Annotated in this window: 18 protein-coding genes; 3 read left to right on the top strand and 15 right to left on the bottom strand. The window is 29.6% G+C overall.

The window, feature by feature from the left end; all coding sequences use genetic code 11:
- The first annotated feature begins 5 nt into the window (after positions 1–5).
- The 3 genes from H9I45_RS15340 to H9I45_RS15330 all read left to right on the top strand — a co-directional run bounded on the left by H9I45_RS15340 (position 6) and on the right by H9I45_RS15330 (position 7426).
- The gene (locus H9I45_RS15340; RefSeq protein ID WP_088354251.1) at positions 6–1232 is read left to right on the top strand and encodes an ammonium transporter; all 1227 of its coding nucleotides are present in this window, start codon (positions 6–8) and stop codon (positions 1230–1232) included.
- Positions 1233–1446: 214 nt separating this feature from the next.
- Positions 1447–5958 (top strand): glutamate synthase large subunit, encoded by a 4512-nt coding sequence (gltB, locus tag H9I45_RS15335; protein WP_088354252.1) that lies wholly within the window; start codon positions 1447–1449, stop codon positions 5956–5958.
- A 4-nt stretch (positions 5959–5962) separates the two neighbouring features.
- Positions 5963–7426, top strand: a complete 1464-nt coding sequence (locus tag H9I45_RS15330; RefSeq protein WP_088354253.1) for a glutamate synthase subunit beta — start codon at positions 5963–5965, stop codon at positions 7424–7426.
- Between the two features lie 95 nt (positions 7427–7521).
- Here the strand turns inward: H9I45_RS15330 and H9I45_RS15325 are convergent, their stop codons facing one another.
- From H9I45_RS15325 to H9I45_RS15255, 15 genes are all read right to left on the bottom strand, one after another.
- Positions 7522–8727, bottom strand: a complete 1206-nt coding sequence (locus tag H9I45_RS15325; protein ID WP_088354254.1) for a DUF2264 domain-containing protein — start codon at positions 8725–8727, stop codon at positions 7522–7524.
- A 6-nt stretch (positions 8728–8733) separates the two neighbouring features.
- A complete protein-coding gene (locus H9I45_RS15320) occupies positions 8734–9915 on the bottom strand; it encodes a glycoside hydrolase family 88 protein (protein WP_088354255.1) in 1182 nt (393 codons plus the stop codon).
- A 385-nt stretch (positions 9916–10300) separates the two neighbouring features.
- A complete protein-coding gene (locus H9I45_RS15315; RefSeq protein WP_088354256.1) occupies positions 10301–10786 on the bottom strand; it encodes a nucleotidyltransferase family protein in 486 nt (161 codons plus the stop codon).
- Positions 10776–11468 (bottom strand): GIY-YIG nuclease family protein, encoded by a 693-nt coding sequence (locus H9I45_RS15310; protein WP_088354257.1) that lies wholly within the window; start codon positions 11466–11468, stop codon positions 10776–10778. The genes H9I45_RS15315 and H9I45_RS15310 overlap by 11 nt, the downstream gene beginning before the upstream one ends.
- Complete coding sequence (locus H9I45_RS15305; protein WP_140422757.1) at positions 11458–12864, bottom strand: hypothetical protein; 1407 nt, start codon at positions 12862–12864, stop codon at positions 11458–11460. The genes H9I45_RS15310 and H9I45_RS15305 overlap by 11 nt, the downstream gene beginning before the upstream one ends.
- 171 nt (positions 12865–13035) lie before the next feature.
- The gene (locus H9I45_RS15300; RefSeq protein ID WP_088354259.1) at positions 13036–13782 is read right to left on the bottom strand and encodes a hypothetical protein; all 747 of its coding nucleotides are present in this window, start codon (positions 13780–13782) and stop codon (positions 13036–13038) included.
- 157 nt (positions 13783–13939) lie between these two features.
- Positions 13940–14197 (bottom strand): hypothetical protein, encoded by a 258-nt coding sequence (locus H9I45_RS15295; RefSeq protein ID WP_088354260.1) that lies wholly within the window; start codon positions 14195–14197, stop codon positions 13940–13942.
- Positions 14198–14240: 43 nt separating this feature from the next.
- Complete coding sequence (locus H9I45_RS15290; protein WP_088354261.1) at positions 14241–15227, bottom strand: DUF3871 family protein; 987 nt, start codon at positions 15225–15227, stop codon at positions 14241–14243.
- Positions 15190–16092, bottom strand: coding sequence for an AAA family ATPase (locus H9I45_RS15285; protein ID WP_088354262.1), 903 nt, complete (start codon positions 16090–16092; stop codon positions 15190–15192). Before H9I45_RS15285 ends, H9I45_RS15290 begins: the two co-directional genes overlap by 38 nt.
- 80 nt (positions 16093–16172) lie before the next feature.
- A complete protein-coding gene (locus tag H9I45_RS15280) occupies positions 16173–16517 on the bottom strand; it encodes a hypothetical protein (RefSeq protein ID WP_088354311.1) in 345 nt (114 codons plus the stop codon).
- 195 nt (positions 16518–16712) lie between these two features.
- A complete protein-coding gene (locus H9I45_RS15275) occupies positions 16713–20165 on the bottom strand; it encodes a DEAD/DEAH box helicase family protein (protein WP_088354263.1) in 3453 nt (1150 codons plus the stop codon).
- A gap of 11 nt (positions 20166–20176) precedes the next feature.
- Positions 20177–22807, bottom strand: a complete 2631-nt coding sequence (locus tag H9I45_RS15270; protein ID WP_088354264.1) for a phospholipase D-like domain-containing protein — start codon at positions 22805–22807, stop codon at positions 20177–20179.
- Positions 22804–24393, bottom strand: coding sequence for a hypothetical protein (locus H9I45_RS15265; RefSeq protein WP_088354265.1), 1590 nt, complete (start codon positions 24391–24393; stop codon positions 22804–22806). Before H9I45_RS15265 ends, H9I45_RS15270 begins: the two co-directional genes overlap by 4 nt.
- A gap of 13 nt (positions 24394–24406) precedes the next feature.
- Positions 24407–24931: a hypothetical protein gene (locus H9I45_RS15260; RefSeq protein WP_088354266.1), complete on the bottom strand. Its 525-nt coding sequence runs from the start codon at positions 24929–24931 to the stop codon at positions 24407–24409.
- An 8-nt stretch (positions 24932–24939) separates the two neighbouring features.
- Positions 24940–26199 (bottom strand): PDDEXK-like family protein, encoded by a 1260-nt coding sequence (locus H9I45_RS15255; RefSeq protein ID WP_088354267.1) that lies wholly within the window; start codon positions 26197–26199, stop codon positions 24940–24942.
- Between the last annotated feature and the right edge of the window lies 1 nt (position 26200).

Genomic DNA, 26200 nt, shown 5'->3' with positions numbered 1-26200 from the left:
ACAATATGGAATTACTTACAACAAATAATGTATGGATGATGATCTGTACTGCACTAGTTTTCTTTATGCATACTGGTTTTGCATTTTTAGAAATTGGTTTAACAAGACAAAAAAATACTATTAATATCTTATTTAAAAACATATTTATAATAACTTCTGGTTTATTACTATACTATTTAGTTGGTTTTAATTTAATGTACCCTGGTTTTGCAGAAGGATCTGCTGGAATTATTGATTTCGCTGGCTTTGGTATTGCTCCTCCAGAAAACGGAATGACACCAGAATATGCAGATGGTGGCTACACTTGGTGGACAGACTTCTTGTTTCAAGGAATGTTTGCTGCTACAGCTGCAACAATAGTTTCTGGTGCAGTAGCTGAAAGAATGAAAATTGGACCTTTTATGATTTTTACATTAATATATGTTGGTTTAGTTTACCCAATTGCAGGTTCTTGGAAATGGGGTGGAGGTTTCTTAGACCAAATGGGATTCTATGACTTTGCTGGTTCAACGTTAGTACACTCTGTTGGTGGATGGGCTGCTTTAGTTGCAGTATATTTATTAGGTTCACGTATTGGAAAATTCAAGAACGGAAAACCACAAGCAATACCAGGACACAATATTCCAATAGCAACTGCAGGAGTTTTAATTCTTTGGCTAGGATGGTTTGGTTTTAATGGTGGTTCAGTTTTATCTGCAGACCCAGAATTAACTTCTTTAACTTTAGTTACTACCTGTTTAGCTGCTGCTGCTGGTGGGGTTGTTGCAGCTATTGTATCTTTCATAAAATATAAAAACTTAGATTTAACTATGTTTTTAAATGGTATTTTAGGTGGTTTAGTTGGTATTACTGCTGGTGCAGATGTTATGACTCCAGAAAGTGCAATTATTATTGGAGCAATAGCTGGTGCATTAATTGTTTTTGCTGTAAGCTTTGTTGACGCTATTAAATTAGACGACCCAGTTGGTGCAATTGCAGTTCACTTAATTTGTGGTATTTGGGGTACGTTAGCTGTAGGTATTTTCTCTACAAACCCAGAACACAATTTCTTAACACAATTAATTGGAGTTGCTTGTTATGCTGGCTTCTGTATTGTTTCTTCATTTATTATTATATTTACATTGAAGAAAACAGTGGGAATACGTGTTAGTGAAAAAGAAGAATTAGAAGGTTTAGATGCTCATGAACATGGTATGGATGCTTATCCAGATTTCCGTTTAAACGAACACTAAAAATTACAAAAAAGAATATTTCACCTGCAAACCTTAAAAAGTTTGCAGGTTTTTCTGTTTATTATCAATTTCTCAAAATAAAAAGGTTTAATTATTATAATTTAACTATTTGTAGTTAAATTTTAGTTTCATCATAAAAATTATATTAAAAACATTAAAACATTAAGTTTTTCTTAATAAAAAATATAATTTAGCAGATATAATTTATTATAATATGGAGAAACAGGGCTTATATTTACCAGAATTTGAACACGAAAATTGCGGTGCAGGATTCATCTGTAATTTAAATGGAGACAAGACAAATCAAATTATTCACGACGCTTTAGAGATTTTAGTAAAGTTAGAACATAGAGGTGGTGTTAGTTCGGATGGAAAAACAGGAGATGGAGCTGGTTTATTAATAGATATTCCTCATAAATACTTCCAAAGAGTTTGTGACTTTAACCTTCCTGAACAAAGAGAATATGCTGTTGGAATGGTTTTTTTACCAAAAGCAAAAAACCAATACAATTTTTGTAAATCTACTTTTACAAACGAAATAAAAGCACAAGGGCTTTCTATTTTAGGATGGAGAGATGTTCCTGTAGACTCTACCCAATTAGGACCAATCGCATTAGCTTCTGAACCAAATATCGAACAAATTTTTGTTGGTAAAAATAAAAGTGAAGATGAAGCTACTTTTAAAGCAAAATTATATGCTGCTCGTAAAATAGCAGAACACAAAATAAGACAATCTAAAACTTCTGAAAGCGGTTATTTTTACGTTTCAAGTTTATCGATAACAACCATTATATATAAAGGTATTATTATGCCTGAAGATATTGGTCCTTATTATAAAGATCTTCAAGAAAAAGATTTGGTAACACGTTTGGCGTTAGTTCACCAACGTTTTTCAACTAACACAATGCCAACTTGGGAGCTAGCACAACCATTTAGGCACATGTGTCAGAATGGAGAAATTAATACTTTACGTGGAAACGTAAGTAGAATGCGTGTGCGTGAAGAAATCATGAAAAGTGACGTTTTTGGCTCTCAAATCGAAGAATTATTCCCAATTATTTTACCAGGAAAATCAGATTCTGCTTCAATGGATATGGTGGTAGAATTATTAACACACACAGGTCGTTCATTACCAGAAATTATGATGATGATGATTCCTGAAGCTTGGGAAAAACATAAAACTATGTCTAAGGAGCGTAAAGCTTTTTACGAATACAACAGTTGTATTATGGAACCTTGGGATGGTCCTGCTTCTGTTCCTTTTACAGATGGAGATTACATTGGTGCTTTATTAGATAGAAATGGTTTAAGACCCTCAAGATATACCGTTACAAAAAGCGGAAAATTAATTATGTCATCTGAAATTGGTGTGGTTGATATCGCTCCAGAAGACGTAAAAAAACACGGTAGATTAGAGCCAGGAAAAATGTTCTTGGTAGATATGAATGAAGGTAGAATTATTGAAGATGAAGAAATAAAAGCAAAAATTGTTTTAGAAAGACCTTATCAAGAATGGTTAGATAAAACGCGTTTGCATTTAAAAGATGTTCCTTATACTGGCGATACTTGCCCAATTGAAACGATTGATATTAAAACACGTCAGCGTTTATTTAATTACACATTTGAAGATATTCAAGAAGTAATTACACCAATGGCACAAGTTGGTAAAGAAGCTTTAGGCTCTATGGGAATTGATACTCCTTTGGCAGTTTTATCTGACAGGCCTCAATTAATTTCAAACTATTTCAAACAACTATTTGCACAAGTTACAAACCCACCTTTAGATGGAATTCGTGAAGAAATTGTAACAGATATTAGTTTAAATTTAGGAAAAGATAGAAATATTTTCAGCATTACAGAAAGGCAGTGTAGAAAATTAAATATTAAAAACCCTGTTATTTCTAATGCCGATTTAGAAAAAATTAGAAGTATAGATATTGAAAGCTTTAAAGCAACAACAATCAATATTTTATATCCAAAAGCGCAAGGTTTAAATGGTTTAGAAGATGCTTTAGATAACATTATTATTCAGGTTGAAAAAGCAATTCAAAACAAAAATAATATCATCATCCTTTCAGACAGAGGTGTAAATCAAGAATTTGCTCCAATTCCTGCTTTGTTAGCGTGTTCTTTTGTGAATCATCAATTAAATCGTTTAAGAAAACGTTCTTTTTTCGATATCATAATTGAATCTGCAGAACCACGTGAACCACATCATTTTGCTACTTTATTTGGTTATGGCGCAAGTGCGATCAACCCATATATGGTAAACGAAATTATTAGAGCGCAAGTAAAAGAAGGTTTTATTGTTGATATGGATGAGCAACAAGCTGTCGATAATTTCAACAAAGCAATCGGAAAAGGAATCCTAAAAGTGATGAACAAAATAGGAATCTCAACTTTACATTCTTATAGAGGTTCTCAAATTTTCGAAATTGTTGGTTTTAATTCTCAATTTGTAGAAAAATATTTCCCTTACACTGCTTCAAGAATAGAAGGTATTGGTTTATATGAAATTGAAAAAGAAATAGACCAACGTTATAAACAAGCATACCCAAATAATCAAATTGATAAAAATTTAAGTTTAAATATTGGTGGGGATTATAGATGGAGAAGAAATGGCGAACGTCATTTATTCAACCCAACTACCGTTGCAAAATTACAACAAGCAGTTCGTTTAAGCGACCAAGCAAGTTATGATGTATATGCAAAAACCATAAATGAACAAGCGGAAAGTTTAATGACAATTCGTGGTTTATTTCAGTTTGATAATTTAGATCCAATTCCTTTAGACGAAGTAGAACCTTGGACAGAAATTGTAAAACGTTTTAAAACTGGTGCCATGTCTTATGGATCAATTTCCAGAGAAGCACACGAAAATTTAGCGATTGCAATGAATAGAATTGGTGGAAAATCTAATTCTGGTGAAGGTGGTGAAGATAGAAAACGTTTCCAAAAAGATATAAATGGTGATAGTAGAAATTCTGCGATTAAGCAAGTTGCTTCTGGTAGATTTGGAGTTACTTCTCACTATTTAACAAACGCGAGAGAAATTCAAATTAAAATGGCACAAGGTGCAAAACCTGGTGAAGGTGGTCAATTACCTGGCTACAAAGTTTTACCATGGATTGCAAATGCGAGAAATTCAACGCCTTTTGTAGGATTGATTTCTCCTCCTCCACATCACGATATTTATTCAATTGAAGATTTAGCACAATTAATTTACGATTTAAAAAATGCAAATCGTGAAGCAAGAATTAATGTAAAATTAGTTTCTGAAGTTGGTGTTGGTACAATTGCAGCAGGTGTTGCAAAAGCAAAAGCAGATGTTGTTCTAATTGCTGGTTATGATGGTGGAACAGGAGCTTCTCCTTTAACATCATTAAAACACGCAGGTTTACCTTGGGAACTTGGTTTGTCTGAAGCACAACAAACTTTGGTAATGAATAATTTAAGAAGTAGAATTGTTGTTGAATGTGATGGACAATTAAAAACAGGTAGAGATGTTGCAATTGCAGCGTTATTAGGTGCTGAAGAATTTGGTTTTGCAACGGCTCCTTTAGTGGCTTCTGGTTGTATTATGATGCGTAAATGTCATCTAAATACGTGTCCAGTTGGTATCGCAACTCAAGATAAAGAATTGCGTAAAAACTTTAAAGGAACTCCAGAACATGTAATTAATTTCTTCTATTATATTGCTGAAGAGTTAAGAAAAATAATGGCAGAACTTGGTTTCAGAACGTTAGCTGAAATGGTTGGTCAGACGCATAAAATCAATGCAAATAAAGCGATTAAGCATTATAAAGCAAAAGGTTTAGATTTATCGAGTATTTTACATAGACCAGTTGGTTATAATCATCTTCCTGTAAGAAATACAGAACAACAAGATCATAATTTAGAAGACGTATTAGATTTTACTATTTTAAAAGATTCTCACAGAGCTTTGTATAGAAAAGAAAAAATGAATCTTTCTTATCCTATAAAAAATACAGACAGAACTGTTGGTGCCATTGTTAGTAATGAAATTTCTAAAATTTACGGTCATCTAGGTTTGCCTGAAGATACATTGAATATCAATTTCACAGGTTCTGCAGGACAAAGTTTCGGAGCTTTTGGTGCTCATGGATTGACATTTATTTTAGATGGAAATACAAATGATTATTTAGGAAAAGGTTTATCAGGAGCTAAATTAATCATCAAAAAACCAGCAAAAGCAGATTTTATTGCGGAAAACAATATCATTATCGGTAACGTTTGTTTGTTTGGTGCTGTTGATGGTGAAGCATATATAAACGGAATTGCAGGAGAACGTTTTGCAGTTCGTAATTCTGGAGCAAGAACAGTTGTTGAAGGTGTAGGAGATCACTGTTGTGAATATATGACTGGTGGAAAAGTAATTGTTTTAGGAAAAACAGGAAGAAATTTCGCAGCTGGTATGAGTGGTGGAATTGCATATGTATATGATCCAGAAAACAAATTTGTAAACGGTCTTTGTAATACTGAAACCATCGAATTTGAAGAAATTTCAGATATGGATGCATTAGATTTAAAGACAACAATAGAAAAACACGTTTTATATACAGATAGTAAAAAAGGTGCTTCTTTATTAGCAGATTGGGATGCAAGTTTAAAAAACTTTGTAAAAGTAATGCCAACAGAATACAAAAAAGCATTAGAACGTTTAGAAACAGAAGAACCAATGTTCGAAGAATTAACAAAAGCATAATGTCATGGGAAAAATAACAGGATTTAAAGAGTTTGAAAGACAAGATGAAAAATACACTTCTGTAAAAGATCGTGTAAAAAATTATAAAGAGTTTACAGTTCCTCTTTCAGAGAAAGAATTGACAAAACAAGGTTCACGTTGTATGGATTGTGGAATTCCATTTTGTCACAGTGGTTGTCCATTAGGAAATCTAATTCCAGATTTCAATCACATGGTGCATCAAGGTGAATGGAAAAAAGCGTCCTGGATATTACATTCAACAAACAATTTTCCAGAATTTACAGGTCGTTTGTGTCCTGCTCCATGTGAACAATCATGTGTTTTAGGTATTATAGAAGACCCTGTTTCTATTGAAAATATCGAAAAAAATATTGTAGAACGTGCTTTTAAAGAAGGTTGGATTAAACCACAACCTCCAAAATCAAGAACAGGAAAAACTATTGCTGTTGTTGGTTCTGGACCTGCAGGTTTAGCAGCAGCACAACAATTAAATAGAGCTGGTCATACAGTTACTGTTTTTGAAAGAGATGATGAAGTTGGTGGTTTGCTACGATATGGAATTCCGAATTTTAAAATGGAAAAAGGAATTATCGATAGAAGAATTGCTATTCTAGAAGCAGAAGGAATTATTTTTAAAACCAATGTAAATGTTGGGGTAAATTATAAAGTTGAAGATTTAAAAAGTTTCGATTCCGTAGTTTTATGTGGTGGAGCAACTGAAAGAAGAAGTTTACCAACTCCAGGAATTGATGCAGATGGTGTTGTACAGGCAATGGATTTCTTAACACAACAAACAAAAGTATTATTTGGGAAAGAAGTAAAAGACCAAGTAATGGCTACTGATAAAAATGTAATTGTAATTGGTGGTGGAGATACAGGGTCGGATTGTATTGGTACTTCAAATAGACATGGAGCAAAATCTGTGGTTAATTTTGAAATTATGCCAAAACCTCCAGGGCATCGTTCGCCAACAACTCCTTGGCCTTTTTGGCCTTTACAATTAAAGACTTCATCTTCTCATAAAGAAGGTGCAGAACGTAATTGGTTGATTAATACAAAAGAATTTGTAAAAGATGAAAATGGAAAGTTAACTGCTTTAAAAACAGTAAATGTTGAGTGGAAAATGGTTCCAGGACAAAGGCCTCAATTGATAGAAATTGAAGGAACAGAAAAAACTTGGCCATGTGATTTAGCATTACTTGCTCTTGGTTTTACAGGTCCAGAAAGTACTTTAGCAGATAAATTAGGAATCAACAAAGACGCTCGTTCAAATTACAAAGCTGAATATGGAAAATACCAAACAAATGTTCCTAATATTTTTGCTGCTGGTGATATGAGAAGAGGACAATCTTTAATTGTTTGGGCAATTTCTGAAGGAAGAGAAGCTGCAAGACAAGTAGATATTTACTTAATGGGTAAATCAGAATTACCATCAAAAGATGTTTCTGGAGATTTAGTTGCTATGTAAAAAGTATTAATTAATTTATATAAATAAAAACACAGTGTTAATTAAACACTGTGTTTTTATTTATATAAATTTTAAAAAAATCTATTCAATAATTTTTAATTCGTATAATGATCTTTCTTTACGGAAGGATTTCCTCCCCATATTTTAACCATGGTCCATTCCTTTGGTTCAGAAGTCCAAAAAGGGTGATTACTAGGTAAACCTAGAGGTAAAAAACCTAATGAAGTTAAATACAAACTACCTGTACAAATATAGGATTCTGCCATTTTAGGTTGACTTCCAACAACACCAATTTTTAACCAACCATTATCGTCGTAAGTCCCTTTTGCCTGATGTAATCTTTTCATTACTGCAGTTAAACCTGCTCTAACCTGTCCATTAGAAAGCTCTTTTGGTAATTTTTCCATAAGTGCAAGCTGTGCTAAGACTTGAAATGCACCAAATCTATAGATTGAAGATCTACCAACAACAGGAAACGTTCCTTCTGGTGATATTTGTCTTTCAAGAATAATTCCATATCTCTGTGCTCTTTTTAAGGTTACATCACTCATCGATTTTAAACGATGATTTGTTGTTTTTAAAACATCCAATATATCTAATAACATTGGGTGAATTACAAAAGAATTATAGTAATCCCAATGATAATACTTACCATCAGAATAGAGACCATCACCTACATACCATTCGAAATGTTTTCTTAAAGCAAACTCAATTCGAGTAAAATCGTTATAATCGGAATTCTTAATTAGAAAAGCCTCTATAGTTCCAGAAAATAAAAGCCAATTACTGTAAGGTATATCAGAAATTGTAAAGGTCTTTTTAAAAGCATCAATTACTAATTGTTTAGTTGTTTTTGGTAAATTATTCCACAACTGTTCAGGAGCTCTTAAAAAAGCTTGTGCAAGAAAAGCTGCATCCACTAAAGGTTGTTTTCCTTTAGAAAAATTCATGTAGTCTTCAGATTCAGGATTTACAGCATTATAAATTGCTTTATGCGAATAATCTAAATATTTTTTACGCAATTGTCCTTCAATGGTGTTATCGACACCCAATTCTAACCAAGGTGCTATTCCTGCCATTAATCTTCCAAATCCTTCTAAATGCACAAATAATGCTCTATCAGTAGATTTAGAATCTGCTTGTTCAACAGGCATTTTTTCTTTTAATTGATTATTACTCAAATTACTAAGAATTGGATCAGCCATTTTTACTAACTCCTTAACCCAAATATCTCTATCTGTTTGTGCATTTGATGTGTATGAAAAAGTAAATATTGTAAATAAAATTATTAAAACTTTCATTATAAATTATTTTAAATTTTTACTACGATAAAGTGCTTCTAAATAATAATAATCAGCATAATTTAGTGGCACATCTATTTCAACTCCATGAGGGATACTACCTACAGAATGTTTTAATAAAAAGCCTTTATTGGTTCCTTCCTCTGCAAAGTAATCTGGAGAATTTAAACTCTTCATTATTTCATCTGCGAAAGATAAATACAACTGTTTATTATCTTTTGTAAAATGACCTAATTCATATAAAGCTGATGCTGTAATTGATGCTGCTGATGCATCTCTAGGAGTATCTTTTTCTACAGGAACATCATAATCCCAATATGGAATTTTATCATTTGGTAAATTTTTATGATTTATTAGGTAATCAGCAATTTTAATAGCTTGTTCTAAATATTTTGGATACTTTGTTTCTCTATAGCAAACTGTATAACCATACAATCCCCAAGCTTGTCCTCTAGCCCATGCAGATTCATCTGAATAACCTTGCGCTGTTTTCTTAGCAACTATTCCACCTGTTTCTCTGTCGTAATCTAACACGTGATAAGTACTATAGTCCTTTCGAAAATGATTTTTTATTGTAGTATCTGCATGAGATACTGCTATATTATAATATGTAGAATCTCCTGAAATTTTAGTCGCATGAAATAAGAGTTCTAAATTCATCATATTATCAATAATAACTGGACAATCCCATTTACTACTTTTCTTCCAGGACTGAATTATACCTGCTCTAGGACGAAATCTTGTTGAAAGTGATTTTGCTGTTTGTACAATAATTTTATCAAAATCTTTAGAAGGTGTATCTTTTATTGCATTTCCATAACTACATTCTATAATAAAACCAACATCATGGTTTCCCTCCCAATATTGAATCGTATCTAGTTTTTTAGTATAAGCTAATGCTCTATCTTTCCATTTGGAATCTTTCGTAAGTTCATACAAATACCAAAGTGATCCTGGGTAAAAACCACTTGTCCATTCATAACTAGATACAAGACGAAGCTTATTGTCTTTAATTGTTTTAGGTAAAAATAGGTTATCATCAAATTTAGTCGTTGCAGAATCATAAAGTTGAGAATATTGGGTTTCAATTTTTTCTAGAATAGATTTTTTAGCAATTGAGTCTTCCTTACAACTATTTAATAAAATTAAGACAAAAGAGGCGATTAAAACAAGTTTTGTTTTTTTCATATAATATATTTTATTTTAATAATTTAAGAAAATAAAAATACATAAAACAATATAACTATATATATTATATGTTATAGAATAAAAGAATAATTGAAGTTTAAAATAAAATAAGAAAAATGTACAAATATTTTTTTAATGTTCTCCTAAAAGTTACCCTTTTATTAAAGGTTTTAGTTAAAATGAAGTATTATGACAAATTGTTGCGAAGCACTGTAACCCCTTACAAAACCTATAAAAACAAAAAAGCCTCACATTTCTGTGAAGCTTTAAGTGAGCCCTGAAGGATTCGAACCTTCTTTTGTTTTCTTATTGCCTTCAAGAGGTAAAGTTACTACATTATTTTTGATGTGCCTAAAAGTGTGCCTTTACCACGACAAAATTGTTTTTAATTTCTATTTTCTGGTTCTATAAATGGTATTTTCAAAAAATCAAATAATTCTTGTTCCTCTCTAAATCCACGAGTGTATTCCCCTTTCCATAAATAATTTCCTACACTCTTAAATCCTTTTCTTACCCAAGAATTAGCTAATACTTTGTGGCTAAATCTTGCACTACCAGTTCTTAATGCGTAAACCATTCCCCAAGTATGTTCTTCTGCAAAGAAAATATCTAATTTAATTCCTTCTGGCAACATTCTTTGGGTGTATTTACATGGTAATTCGCCTTTAATTTTAACCCATCCATTAATAATAGACGCTATACCACTATGAAATAGTCCTACATCATATGTTTTAGCAATTGCTACTATTTCTATATCATTTACTTCAGCTTTCTTCCGTCTTATACTGCCTGCAATCTCAATTCTGTAGCAATGAGGAGCCAATTGTTCTTTAACTTTAGTTGCTATTTTTAAAGCTTTCTCATATTCCATAACCTTTATCTTTTAAGCAAAAAGTCCATTTATACCCACCAGCAGAAACTCTTTCACCTCTACAAACTTTAGCAATAGAAGTTTTATTAATACCTGTTTTTTTAGATGCATCAGCAACTGAATTATATGTTTCAATAATTTCACCAGAATGAAGAGATAATTTTTCAACTCTTTTTTTTCTTAAATCTTTACCCTGTATAAATGGCACCTTAAATTTATAAGACCATAAATAACCACGATGTTTATAAGTAGAACTTAAGCACGCTTTAGAAATACTTTGTTTTGTTGAATTTACAGTTTTAGAAGCTTCTTCCAAGGAATCAAATGTTTTTAATAAACTACCGTCATCAATTTTGTATTTATAAATTGTTTTTTGAATTCCACCACCAGAATCAATATTATAAAGTTTATTCCCTTTTAATATATATTGGGAAATTAACTCTTTTTCTTTTTCTGCTAATTCATCATTATTTAGTAAAGTTGTATTTGCTTCCCATTTAAATGCATCTACTCCTAAAGTCGCAATTGCATTTTGAAAAGGGTATTTTTTTTCTCTTCTTGACTTCTTAATGTGGTCATTTTTCCGAGATTTTAAGGTGTCTTTAGTAATACCTACATAAACCACCTTATCTGTTTTTTTGTCAACTACAGTGTAGACAAAACCTTTTTTACTATTTTTCATCTTTCACCTCCTTAACCGTTTTTAAATAAAATGTGTATTTTCCTCCAGAACTTTTATCTTCATAAACATGTCCTTCACTTTTAGCATATATTTTCATCCATTTGGTGAACTTATGTGGAGATAAATTTTTATAAAATGGATATTGTTCAATAAATAATGCTAATACAGTTTTTTTACACTCCCACTTATTTAGTTCGACAATACCCGTTTCTAAAAAAGAAAAAAACTCAAGGTTTGTAGAATATATTAAACCATTCATTTTTAAGTTAATTGGTTTGGCTGTAATCAATCCATGCTCAAAGTACTCTAAAACACATTTAATCATAAATGTATAAAATGCATTCCATTCATCTGAATCCCAGTCATCAAAAAAATTGTTTCCAAACTCATCAAAAGGTGTTAAATCTCCACTATAATGATTAGCAATTTCAAAATCGCACCTTCTTCTTGCATCTGTATTTCCACCTGTACCTTTTACCACATAATTACTTGAAATTACCAATTTTGGAGAATCTTCTGGTTTAATATATAATTCTCCTTTATATTTTTTCTCAACAACCATTCCTGTTGTAATTTCTGAATACAGCTCTTCAAGACTAAATTCTTTGTTTACATCATCATAGAAAACTAAATCTGTCGTATGTTCAATTCTTTGATTTTTAAACCAACTTTTAGATTTAAGACCTTTTCCATTCATAATAATTATCTCTCTACATTTACCAATAGCTTTAATAAGTAAAGTTTTACCAGTACCACCATTTGCTTCTCCATCAAATGAAATTTTCTCATCAACTAAAATGATTGCTTTTGTATTTTTAGGGTCTTGATATCTGTGTAATAAATAACCTATAATAGTTTTTAAAGCTAAATAACGATCTTCATTTTTTCCTGAAATATTAAAGCAAAATCTTTCAAATTGAGAAGTATCATTTCTCTGAAGAGGAGTATAATCTCTTTGTATAATTCTTCTATCCCAAATTTTGTTTTTTAACATTTCGTATTCAGTCGAAATAATTTTACCATTGCCAACTTGACAACTTTGATTTCTAAAATGAAAGAAACTGTAATTTTTTTTATCTCTATCGTTCAACAAAGAAATCGTATTCAGCAACTTTAATTTACTTGGACTTAAATATGTTGATACTCCTTTTGAGAATGTTTCTAAAACATCTTCCTTTTTAATTTTCTTGAGGTGCTCACTTACAAAATCTATGATATCTGAATCATAAACTTCAGAAACTATATTTCCTTTTTCTTTTAAATAAATTATATTGCCATCTGGCATTATAGATTTACTGAATCCTGATTCCGATAAAAAGTTGGTTAATTTACTCTGATTGATAGTGATTTTGCCCTTATCATCTAAAGACCAAAATATGCTCGATTGTACATTCATAATTTAAATTGTTTATATTAATAAAAATTTAAATCTTTTCAGACAGCATTAAGATTTGTTTTTGTGAAAATGCGACTGAATCACATTGCAAATATTGGAAAATTATAACCTTATCCTTATCAAATTAAGTTCTAAAAACCCAACAAAAAAGTTGAGAAAAAATTTAGTGAATTATTTGTCATGCTTATTAATTATATCTTTCAAAAATTTTATTAGCCTTTCAGAAGGTATAATTTCACCTTTTTTAATTTTTGAAAGTTCTGAAGTAGAGTCTTTCATCTCCAGATAAACATCCTTATCTATTGAAGCTTTTCGCATAAAATTCGTCTGAAGAATTTTTGACAATTTTTCTATTCCAAACTTTTCTGGGAAATAACCCGCTTCCAACATCCAATAAAATAAAAAACAAATTTCAGTTTTTTTTAGTCCCAATTTTATCTTATGGATTTCAGTTGGAGGTTCTAACTTAGAGTTAAAATTCAACAATAATCCTTCTATTGTTTCTAATAACTTTTTTCTTATTGATGGATAATTATTTAAGTTTTTTGATTGCTTAAAAAAAAGTTTGTCGTTAAATAAGTTTTCTGCTAATGAGTCAAGAAAATAATACCATGATGATAAATTGTTTAATAATTTAATTTCCATTTTTTTACAAAAATTCAAATATTTTTCTGCATTAATTTCAATAAGTTTAGGAATAAAATCATTCTGAAAATCTAAAACTCGTTCTGTGGGATAAACTATACTTTCCACTCCTGTGGTTTCATCAATAAAATGATTTCCAGGCGTTCTGAATACAGCCTTATTTTTTTCATTCTTTAAAAGTTCTCCTTGGCTTACAAACTTATCGTATAAATGTTCAATAAAATTATCTTTTTTAAAAAAATTAAAAAAATCAAAAAGTTCTAAATCATTCATAATTATAAAATTAAAGTAACACAGCAATATAATTATTACTGTGTTAATAATTAGCTAACGTTTTCAGAAGTTTTTTGATAAAGGAGAAAACAGTCTCAAAAGTTGGATATCAAAATACAATATAAACTCCTTTTCTTTTAATTTATAGCTAAAACCTTTACAATTGGTAACATAAAATTTTAAAATGCTTCGGATCAAACCATTTATTCTGTATTTTAAAAACATAATCTCCACTTTTTGTAAGTCCTGTTTCTGTCACATATACAATCTCATTTTTTTTAAAATTTAAAGTATTTTCCTTAAAAATAACAGGAAATGGGCAATGCAACTCAACTAATTTATTAAAATAAGTTATAACAAGAATTCTATTTGGACTATAATATTGATTAAAAGAAATAATTTCTTCTTCTGGCATCTGCTTAAATTTTAAATTTATGTAGTAAGTTTTAGCTATGTATTTAAATTAAAAAGAAATTGGATTCTTCATTTTGCAGTGAATTAGATAGGTCTTGGATAAACTCGTAAGCACAGGCTTCACGTTGTAAAAAAGAATCTATATAACTACTTTTAACCGCACCTGTAAATAAATTATACAATTGCCAAAGATTTACAACACCCTCAGTAGTAACTTTAAAATTATCATCTTTAAAATAGCTTTTGGCTATTGTGTTAATCTGTGAATCATTTATATTTAAAGGAAATAATTCTTTTTTTCTTGCATTACTTAAAAATTGATACATTTTCATTTTCCCCAACAAATGAGCAACTTGCTCTGGTGTAAGAAAAAATTTACTCATTCTTTCCATATTCCCAAGATGTTTGTCTTGGTCATAGCTACTAAACAATTCTGTAATTCTGCTTACAAGTTCATTTTTGTTACTTACTCTAATTTCATCTTTAAAACCATCAGTAGAAATACATAAGTTTGTACAAACAAAATTAGAGAAACCAATAAAAACCTTAAATTTCTCTATAGATTTTCTACTATAGAGATTTTCGTTATTGTAAGCTCTAACTCCACCTACAACAAGAGACAATTTATTCCCATTTACTTCTTGTTGTATTTGTGGCAAACCAATCACAAAAGCCATTCTTTCATAATAAATAGTTTTATCTTCATCTAACAACTCGCTTTTTTGCTTCCCGATTGCACTTGGAACTCTTCCCTTAATTATATGAGAAACTCTAATATTTGGAGCTGTCTGTTGATGAAAAGGAAACACATTTCTTAAAGCTTCTTGTGTCGCATTTATAAATTCTGCGTGACTAATAGTAACTTCATTATCTTTAGAGAATACAGGTAATATTGTATCATTTGTAAGATGTTCAAGAGTTACTGAATTAGTATTTGCTTCGATAAAATGATTTTTATTTAAATCTCCTTCATAATATTCTGGTACAATTACTCTACTCTGGTTTTGAGTCTGCGTTAATGCTAATTCCATTTTTACTTGGTTTTATGGTTTCTATTATTTCTTTATTTGGTATTACTACATTTTCAATTTCTCTTTTTCGAGATAAAATGATTTCTTTAATACTACTTTGTAGATTTGGGTACTTACTATAGATATGTCTTAAACCTTCCAAAGTTGTGCAAGATTTAATTTCCGTTTTAATATCATCTATAGTTCTGCCATTGTTGCACCAGTCCAATAGTTTTTTTCCTGTACCAGAAGAAAGAATAAATTCAGGTTTATTCATAAATAATCCAGTTCTGTCTTTACTTGCAAGTGTTAAATGATTATCATTTATAATTTCAAAATTCACTGTCAATTCGTACTCAAAACCCTCGCGAGTAATCTCTTTAGTACCATGTTTAGTGACTTTTGTTCTTCCACTTTGGTCTTTATCCATAGAATAATCTACTTTTCTTCTTACAGTAGTTATGATATGAGATTTAGACTGTAAAATCTTATCAATAAAAGATTGATGACGAGGAGAAACTTTTGCCCAATCTTGAAATTTGCCACCTAATTGTTCATGAATTTGTAAACACCCTCCTTTCCCACTCCACTCGTGGGTTATTGAATCGACAATAACAACTTCAATATTCGACTTTTCACACAGTTCTATGGCTTCAATATATCTTTCTGGAGAATAAGGTGGTTGCAGATTTACTGTATTATAATTCCCTAATTCTGAATATAGATTTGCAGAACCGTTTTCTGTATCTATAACTGCTATTTTATTCCAATCATTTGTCATTCCGTAAGCTAATAGTAAAGCAGAATAGGTTTTACCAAATCCAGATGCTCCACTAATACCAACTCTTAATTTAACCTGCTCCTTTTGAGCTTTTTGTAATTTCATAATTTTGAATTGAATTATTTTTAATTTTATATAAATAAAAAAGAGCCTAAAAGGCTCTTTTTACTACTATTGACAGTCTATTAATTTACTAAACTATCACTAATTACTTTTTCAGTAATTTCCTCTTCTACATCATCTTGATATTCCCAACGATGGCTTAAATTAACTACTTCACCAGTTTCTTTAATGGTGAATTCATAAGGTTCTGATTCAACTTTTACAATTCTTCCTGGAAATTGTGCTCCTACAATAGACTGACAAGTACTTTCATCAAATGTGGAAGGAACTGTTGCTGTTTTAGAAGTAAAATACATTCTACCTGTTTTGTTAGATTTAACAGGTGAAACTCCTCCTTGAAGAACTAACACAAAAAATTTCTCGCCATCCTTAGATTCTCTTTGTTTGTAATCTTTTACTGTTACCATTTTTAATAATTTTAAATTTAGCACAGGGGACTATCCCACTCTGCAAATTCAGGGAGGGGTGTCGTGCTCATTAAATATTATTTATGGAAATAGAAAAGTTCTCAAAAAAATTGAAAAATATTTTTTTTGAGAATAAAGTTGGCTTTTAGGCTATAGTGAAGTTGACAGGTTTTTTACTGAAAGTATTTTTTAGAGTTATGCGATTACATTACTATTTACCAAATCTACTATAGAGATAATTTTTCTTACATCTTCCTCATTAGTAAAAACACCAATAATACCATTATCGTGCGTTTCTGTAAATGGAGGTTTTACAAGTAAAGATTTATCAAGAGTTCCGTTTGAATTTAAGTAAGTAATTAATTTATTTACAAAAGAAATTTGTGCAGGTTGTAAATTTTCATTTTGAATATAATTTGCAAATAACGTATTTACAACTTCTATATCTAAACCTACAATACTTCTAATAAATTTACCTAGAGGTAATTCCCCATACTCCTTCTGGTAATCTTCTTTTGTTCTATTTTCTTCATCAAATAATAAAGATTCTAATAAATCTAATTCTCTTTCTGTAATAGGAATGTTTTTGTGAAGTTTATCTATTACTAAATGAGATTTATTTTTCCTGATAAAAGATTCTACTCTGTCTTTGTAACTCTGTAATCTTGTATAAGTTGGTAAAATGTCTTTTTCGCTTACTTGCAAATCATACAATTCATCTTCAAAATCTGTATACATAGGTGCAATACTGTCTTTATCTATAAATTTTATAAGTTCTCTTAATTCAATTCTAATGTGTTCTATTTGCTGAATATCTACACTTGACCAGAATTGAAATTCTTTAATCTGATTAATTAACGGCAGTTTATCTGCTACTACAGGAATATTTCTTTTTTTATGAAGCTTAATACCAATATCGTGTATTCTGGTAATATAATTCTCTTGTGATGTAGCATTCTTTAAAATTGCTAATTGTAAACGTAATGCCAATAAATCAAAACGTTTAGCTAATTCATCATCTTCATTTTTCTTCGCAGATAAGTTGGATAAATTTGCACAAATATCTACAATATCACCTACAGATAAATTACTCCATCTTTCTCTGCTTTTAAACTCTGTAACTAATCTTAAATGTTTTCTTACTTCAAATCTCTCTTTGTTTAGGGCATTAATATCACTATGTAATTCATTTGTGTAAACTACTGCTAACGCATCATTTTGTTCTGTGGAAACATCACTATTTCTAATTGCTTCAATAATATGCAATTTTGTTTCAAAAATATTTTGAGATATTGTTTTTGCAGTACTTGGGTTTATTCCATCAGGAAATTCATCAAAATAATCGAAATTGGAACAGAAATCAAATATTACAAAATTAGATTTATCTTTTTCTGGTCCAAATAAATTAGGTCTTAAACGTGTTCCACGCCCAATCATTTGCCAATATTTTGAATATGACCTTACTTGCTTAAAGAACACTAAATTAACCACTTGTGGAGCATCTACACCTGTATCCATCATATCTACAGAAACTGCTATCTGTGGCATTTGGTGTTGTTTATCATCACAGAATTTCTCTAATAAATCTTGTGCTTTAGATTCATAATTATCAATAACTCTTAAAAAGTTACCACTGTATTCTGGATAATTTTTATTAAATCTATCTTCAATAAAAATTGCGTGTGTATGATTTTTAGCAAAAATGATAGTTTTACCTAACATATCTCCACCATTTACTTTTATACCATTAGACATTACATAATCTAAAACAGTATCTACAGTTTTAGTATTAAATAAAAATTTATTTAATTGTCCTTTATGAATTTGTGGATTTTCGTCATCAGTATCGTCTATAGTAAAATCTCCAAATTTCTCTTCAAATTTACGTTTGTCTTTTTCTGATAATTGGTTGTATTTAATACCTTCGTGCAAAAACTTTACAGGAACATCTATTGCTTTTGGAGGCACTAAAAACTTATCATTTACGGCTTGTGTTAATTCATAAGCAAAAGTTGGGTCATCATCTTCAATTCCAAATAAAGAATAGGTGTTATGGTCTATATCTTTTTTTGGTGTAGCTGTTAACCCTAAAAGAATAGCGTCGAAATAATCAAATATTGCACCATATTTTTGATACACAGATCTGTGCGCTTCATCTATAATAATAACATCAAAATGACCAACTCCATAAAACCTACCATCTTCATTTTTTAAACTATCAATTTTATTCATGATAGTTGGATAAGTAGAAAACACCAAACGTGTACCTGTATCTTCTTTTTCTTTAGTTAAATCTATGGCAGATAAATGTGGCAAATGCTCTTTAAAAGCATTCTTTGCTTGAGTTACTAATGCATTTCTATCTGCTAAAAACAAAATTCTTTTTGCCCAATTAGATTTTATAAACATATCTACAGCAGCAGCAGCTGTTCTTGTTTTACCACTTCCTGTAGCCATTACTAATAAAGACTCTCTGTTTCTTCCTTTTAAATCTCCGTCTTTTGTAATTACTAAAGATTCTCCTATTCTTTTAATTGCTTCTAATTGATAAGGTCTTCCCGCTATATCTGTATTTACTGTAAAATTTCTAATGTCTTCTCTGGACTTTCTTTTTTCAATTAAAAACTCTAATTCTGCTTTTGTATAAAAACCAGAAACTTCTCTTGATGGGTAAAAAGTATCATCCCAAATAAAGGTTTCAAAACCATTAGAATAGAAAATAATAGGTCTTTGCCCTGTCATTTTTTCTAAACAGTTTGCATATAAAAATGCTTGATGTTTTCCCTTTGCTGCATTATGTAATGTACTTTTAGCTTCCACAACTGCTAAAGGCAAACCATTATTCCCCCATAAAACATAATCTACATAACCAACGCCTGAAGGATTTGTAACTTTTGGCATTCCTGTAACAGGAAACTCAATATCTACTCCGTTTTTAAAATTAGTAAAACCTGCTTCTTTTAGTAAAACATCTATAAATAACTTACGTGTTTCTAACTCTGGTGTAAGAATTGGTATTGCTGTTTCTTGAACAATTGCTTTAGTACGTTCTTGTTTTCTTACAAGTAATTTCTCTTGCTGTTGTTTAAGTTGCAATTTTAAGAGTTCATTTTCTTTCTGTAACTCTTCTTGCTTTTCTTTGGCTTCTTTAAGTTCTTTTAGTTTTGCTTCTGCTTGTTCTGCTCTGGCTTTTAATTCTTTTGTAGTTTTGTCATTTATAGCTCCTTCTGGTTTCCCTATAAAATTTTCATTAAAAACATCAATTTCTGGATTTAACTGACTGTAATATTTACTGATGTATGTAGTGAATCTAAAAATACTTCTTAAACAAACTAAAGCTTCTTTAGTAGAAACTTTTTTACCATGTGCAGCGTTATTCCCTATTTTACGAACTAAGTTTAGTTCTTGAAATAACATTCTATTAATTGTATTTCTAAAAGATTGATGATGTAATAATGCAGACAAAGTAGTATCATAAGGACGCTCCATTTCTACATCATTATCATATAACCAATTAATACCCAACTCTAATGTAATTCTACATTGTAATGCAGCGTATTTTGGTGCAGTAAATGTATATTTTTCTGCAATTGCTGACTCGTAATAGAGTTGTAAAAATTCTTCTTTTAGAAAACTAAAGTTGCTCATATTAATTTACCCTAAATACTTATTTTTTTTATCTTGCTTTTGTTGTGTTCTTGTTTAGACATCATTAGTTTGCCTGTATCAATTTGATACAACTCTTTTAAAATGAAATCTTTTTCATCATCATCAAAATCAAAACCTGGTCTAACTATTTTAATAAATTTCTTATTATCATTTGTAGGTAAAAATTTATTTACTAAACACAACCCTAAATCTTTACAATCGTAAAAATTATCTGACGAATAATTATTTTTATAATCTATATGCCAATTCTTTAAAACGGCTAAAGAATCATTATGATTAACTTCTTTGATACTTATATTTTTATAAAATTCGGTTAAAGAATCTGCATAATCAACATCTAATTCACCAAACTTATTTAAAATATTATACGCTAAAACGTCTCCCCAAAGCTCTGCATTACTATGTTTAGTATAACGTTTTTTAAAAATTGATAGTAAAAATAACATATTGTTCTTTACTAACTGCATATAATGCTGTGCTTTTTTCTTATGGAAATCATCATCATATACTTTAAATTGAGATTTTGAAAACACATTTACATAAGCACCTAAAATATTTAACAATGCTCCAGAAAAATTATCTAATTGAGATAAATTACCTAAAGTTGGTAACATTTCTAAATCGCTACCACCAAATTTCACTTCCTTTTTTAAAATTACTTTTCTGCCAGAATACTGCATTAGATGATTTAAAACAATTAGCAACATTGCATAATCTACAATACCAACCTCATAATTTTCTGAAGCACTAATCTTTTTTAAAGCAATAATATAATTATCAAAAAATCTACTAATATTCTTTCTATTATTTTCTAATACTTTTATTGAATTCTGCTCAATAGGAGAAGTTCTTTCTTTTTTGCCTTTTCTTTCCCTACTGTCAGTAGCATCGGCTTCTTCCTCATCATCCATATCATCTTCAGACTCACTTAAAGTTAGATCGCTAAAATGTTTTTCAATTGCATCCCAAACTTTAACTGTATTATGTTGAGATAATACTTCTTTGTTTTTTTGGCTCTCTTCATTAAAAGCTATAGCCTGTTCATAAGTCATATCTGAAGGCGAATGTTCTTCCTCTTTTTCTTCAATGCCCCCTGAATCATTTACAATTTCTTTCCTTTTAGTCTGCCTATTTGAATGAATATCATTGAAAAAATTAATTACATCAAAAACTTTATTATCTCCAGTTTCTAATAAACTACTTAACTTCATCAATTTTCTATTTTCTACTGATGGGTTGGTATTCCATAAATCTTGAAGATTATTTATAACTTGTTTATTAGATATTATAACATTTTCTTCATTTAAAAACTGCACATAACCAGAGGTATTGGTATTATTTTTTTTATCAAGTGTAATTTTAATTTTATCTTTTTTAAGACTTATCGTATGTTTTTCAAGTATTTCTCCCCAATGATTATAAATTGCTAACATTGCTTTTTCATGTTCGGTAGAATTATAAATAAACACAGTTAAATCACCTCTATTATTGTCTACTCCTAAAAGTTTTATTTTACGTTGATTCTCTTTTTGTTCTTCTTCAATTTCAGATTCAACTAAAACAGCTTGTTTATTGTCTTGTGGTTTTACATTTTCGTAAACTCCATTTAAACCCAACTCTTCTAAAATTGTCTTATCGTTTAAATGAATTAAAACTGCAAACTCATCATTTATTCCTCTATAATTTTCACTCCCAAAAGCAGAAATTGTAGCATTTGGGCTTCCAAATAATAGATAAACCTCTTCATCTATCACAAAATGAAACACTTTACTATGTAATTTTCTGTCTTGAATTTTATTTATACGCTTCTTTGATCTTGTAGTACTTTCCCAAGAATAAAAGTGAATATTTTCTCCTTGATCCATTTTAAAAGGATGAATTCCTTTATTTGGCTGTAAAAATGCGTTGATTGAGATTGTATTATTCGCTTCAAAAAACTTCTTTAACAAAGCTCCATTTTCATCATAAAAAGGACTAAATACATGAATCTTTGTAGCTCTTTTTAAAGAAATTAATTTGTTTAATTGATTCCAAATACCAGATTCTGAATTATATAAAAGTGCAGCTCTAAAACTATCTGAAATTGTATAAAACTTATGTTTTACCTTTATACTTTTCTTTAATAAATTGCAATTTGAACTCACCCAATTCAGTTTTTCTTTTGATATTCCTTCAACATTTCTGTTAAGTTCTTTAAGATATAACCAAGCTTCTTGAATTAATGGTAATTGTTTTTTATCATCTTTATTCGCATAAAAAACATTAAATAATTCATGATTTTTTCCATGTCCTCCACTCGTAATATTTCCAGAACCTTGAATTAACATTACTTCTTCCTCTCCTGCTAATAATATTATTTTTGGGTGAAATGCTCCTTTGCAAGGCACACCACAAACACTATAAGAAGTACTTAATGATTTTAAATGTGACGTAGCAAACCCAATACTCTGGTCTAACATTGTTGTATCTGCAAATACAGAAATATTTGTAACTCCTTTACTTTTTAGCGTTTTTAATACTTGCGATTCAAAATGATAAAAATCAAACGAATATGTTGTCATTATTGCAGAATGAAAATCTGCATTTTTAGGTATTTCATGAAATAGTTTATTTTCAATCATACCTCAACATTATTTAATTGCTCTAAAATAGTTTCTCCAGTAATTGTTAATTGTTCCTTATCATTTACCAAATCTAAATCTCTTGTAAAGTTAAAAAGTGTTTTTAAACGAGGACTTGTAAAGTTAGGCTCCATCGTTTCAATATGGACTAAATAGTTATCTTCAATTAAAAATTTTAATAGATTTTTTTCTCCATCACCCATTTTTTTATAAGCAACTGCAATATGTTCATTAAGAATTGTTTGAATTATTTTTTTAATAAACTCCTTAAATTCTAACTCTTGGTTCTTTCTAATATATCTCTCAAAAACATCAATTACATTTCCGTTTTTGGTATTTAAAAAATGATTTACTGCATAATCAGAAATTTCTTTAGCATTCGGAATATTGTCTTTGTACAAATGAAGTAAAGTTGTTATACCATAACAAATACCCTCAACAGAAAGGTTCTTTTTTACTGCGTTTGAAATATCCCCTAAATTATCAGATACATTTGATGGTTCTGTATTTAATTGTTCTATATAATCTTTAAGAATTACCTTTTTCAATTTAAAATTCTGCACCACCTTTTCAGTAATTTCATTTAAAAATTGTTGTAAGGAATAATTTCCAAACTCCATCTCCACTAATAAGCCCCAAAAAATAGTTTCTAAACTATGGTGTGTAACTTCATTTAAATAATAGTAATACCAACCATAAGTAGCTTCAGAAACTTCTTCTTTTTTAGAAATAGTACACATAAGGTAAGAAAGCTGTGGCATATTTTCCCACATTTTATATTCCTTCGTATTTTGTATAATCCATAAAAATAGTTTTATAGATTCCTTACGTTGTTCTGAAATAGCGTCTAAAGCTGTTTTACCTTTTCCTCCATCATTATTTAATAACATTTTGATGTAAAAATCTCCTTCTGGTGTATTCACCACATTCTGATTTAAAGCAATATCTTCTAAAATATCAAAGTCATTACTGTATAATTTACCTTCTTTTATTCTTTTTAATAATAATTGACTACAATTTTCTGAAATTGAAACTCCATAAGCTTCTGCTAATTCTTTTCCTTTTTCTTCAGTTCTTTCAAAAAAATTCTCTTTAATATTTATCAGATTCATATTTATTAATGAACCTGCATAATACTGACCTAATGCACCAGAAGTATAATCCCAATAAACACTTCCTTTTTCTGTAGTTTTTGTTTTATCTGCTCCTAATTCAATATCATAATAGCCAATATTTGTATTTTGCTGTATGTGTGATTCAGCAAAATTACTTCCAATAACACTTTGTTCGTTTGGAAATTTATTTTTCATTAGATACGCTAAAATCAACTCTGCTCTTCTTATAAATGTATACTGACCAATATAGTTTTGTTTAAAAATATCTGCTTCTGGTAATTGATGGTACTTATCTAACAACCATAAATAAAAACCATAATAACGTAATCTTAAAGTTAGATTCGTCATTCCTGGTAATAATGTACTATAAACTGCAATAGAACTATTTTGAATTCCTAAAGGGTCTCTACCTCTGGTAAAATTTCCACTTTTTGCCCAAAATGGTTGTTTATAAGATTCTATTGTGTACATATTTATTTCTTATTTAATGTCTGCATAAAATTGGAGTACCAAATTCTAATCTCCATAAATTTTCTAATTCTTTGGCAAATTCTATATACGTTTCATTAGAATTTAAAACTTTCAATATTTCTATATTTTCCTTGTCATCAAAATCAAAATAAGAGATTGCCCAATTTTCTAAAGAAAACATTCTGTTCAGGTTTAAAGTACCTGTTCTATAATCATTACAACTTATTTCTTGGTTTATACGTTCTCTTAAACCAAATGCTTTTGTTGGTGTTCTGTAACCACCAATACCATTGTAAACTATTTTAAAATCATATTTTTTAATATCTGCGACACAACTCAACCCTTTTCTATATTTCACTAATTTACCAATAGGAACTTCTTTAGTGTTTTCTAAAGTTATTGTTTGCTCTAATTCTGCGTTGCTTAAATTTGTCCAAAACCAATACAAACCTCTACGTTTTGTAGGCAAAGGTTTTTGTCTTCTAAAATCATTTAAACTTGTAAATGTTTTAAGTTGCTGTTCCTGTATTTTGTGCAATAATTCTTTTATAATTTCTCTACATTTACAAACAGTTCTTCTGGCAATACTTTTTCGTAATCTCTTACAAAACCAATTATTTGTTCATAACAAGTGTTTAGCAGTTTTTTATAAGAACTTTGGTTTTCTTTCCCTTTATTATTTAAAATTTTAATGGTATAACTGTGAGCTAAATTGATTGGGTTTAAATCTTCTGTTTTTAACACTCTTACCTGCCTCCACCAATCACTTATTTTATTTTCTTCTGGTAAGTTCATTAATGTTTCTGAAAGTTTACCGGGTTTAGAAATTAAACCTACAAACATATTTCCTTCTTTATGACCAAACCCACTAAATGATTCTATACCAAATATAAAGTCTGGATTACTTTTTAGATGAATCCAGAGTTGTGAAATCTTATTGGATTTTGTTGGTCCTCCTATATCTAAAAAATAACTCTCTCCCAAACCATCCTCTAACTTTACTTTTAAATCTTTCCTGAAATTACTTTTTAATTTCATTACAGCATTATCGTAATTGGTAGCTATAAATTTAGACTCTTCTATATTAGACATCATTAAGTCTAATAATTCGGTTTGGTATTTATCATCCATAGTGTTGGTTAATTTTTTAATTAGTAAAATATATTGGTTGATATTTTCTCTTAAACTACTAAAGTTAGGCACTTCTTTTAAACAGAGTTCCAACCAACTTATAATATGGTCTTTATAACTTATATTAAAAAAATCTAAATCTACTTCTAAACCCAACTTACTATCATCTGAAGGAGATTTACCATCTAACGTTAAGTAATAAACAGTATTTTTATTTGTTTTAAAATTGTAGTATCTTTTTATTTGTTGGTTTTGGTCTTTGGCGTAGATTTTATTCTCTATGCTAATAAAATTTCCTTTTTTATCTTTTAAGAAAACATCTATTCTACCACCTTTTTCTTTCTTAAGGTCTACATTTCCAATATAGTATTCAGTGGTTACTTTTGCTCCTGTTGGTTCAAAATTTTCTTTAGCTTTATTTAATTTTTCTAAATTATTTCTATGGCTTATTACTTGTAAAAAAAGCTCTAAAAAAACAGCTCCCATTTTATGAGAACCTTTTGGGTTTAATAATTCTGCTATAAATGCGGAATGTGTTTTATCCTCTTTAGTCTCTATCCTCAATACAGAAAATATATTAAAATTCTCTCCTTTTGCAATCATCATTTCATTTTGATGGTCTACAATTCGTTTGGTATTTCTTAATAATGCTTTTATTTTTTCTTTTTCTATCATT

Origin of the sequence: Polaribacter haliotis (genome assembly GCF_014784055.1) — a bacterium.
Taxonomy (GTDB): domain Bacteria; phylum Bacteroidota; class Bacteroidia; order Flavobacteriales; family Flavobacteriaceae; genus Polaribacter; species Polaribacter haliotis.
The sequence above is the reverse complement of the archived record's forward strand: the minus strand, read 5'-3'. Positions and strand labels throughout refer to the sequence as shown.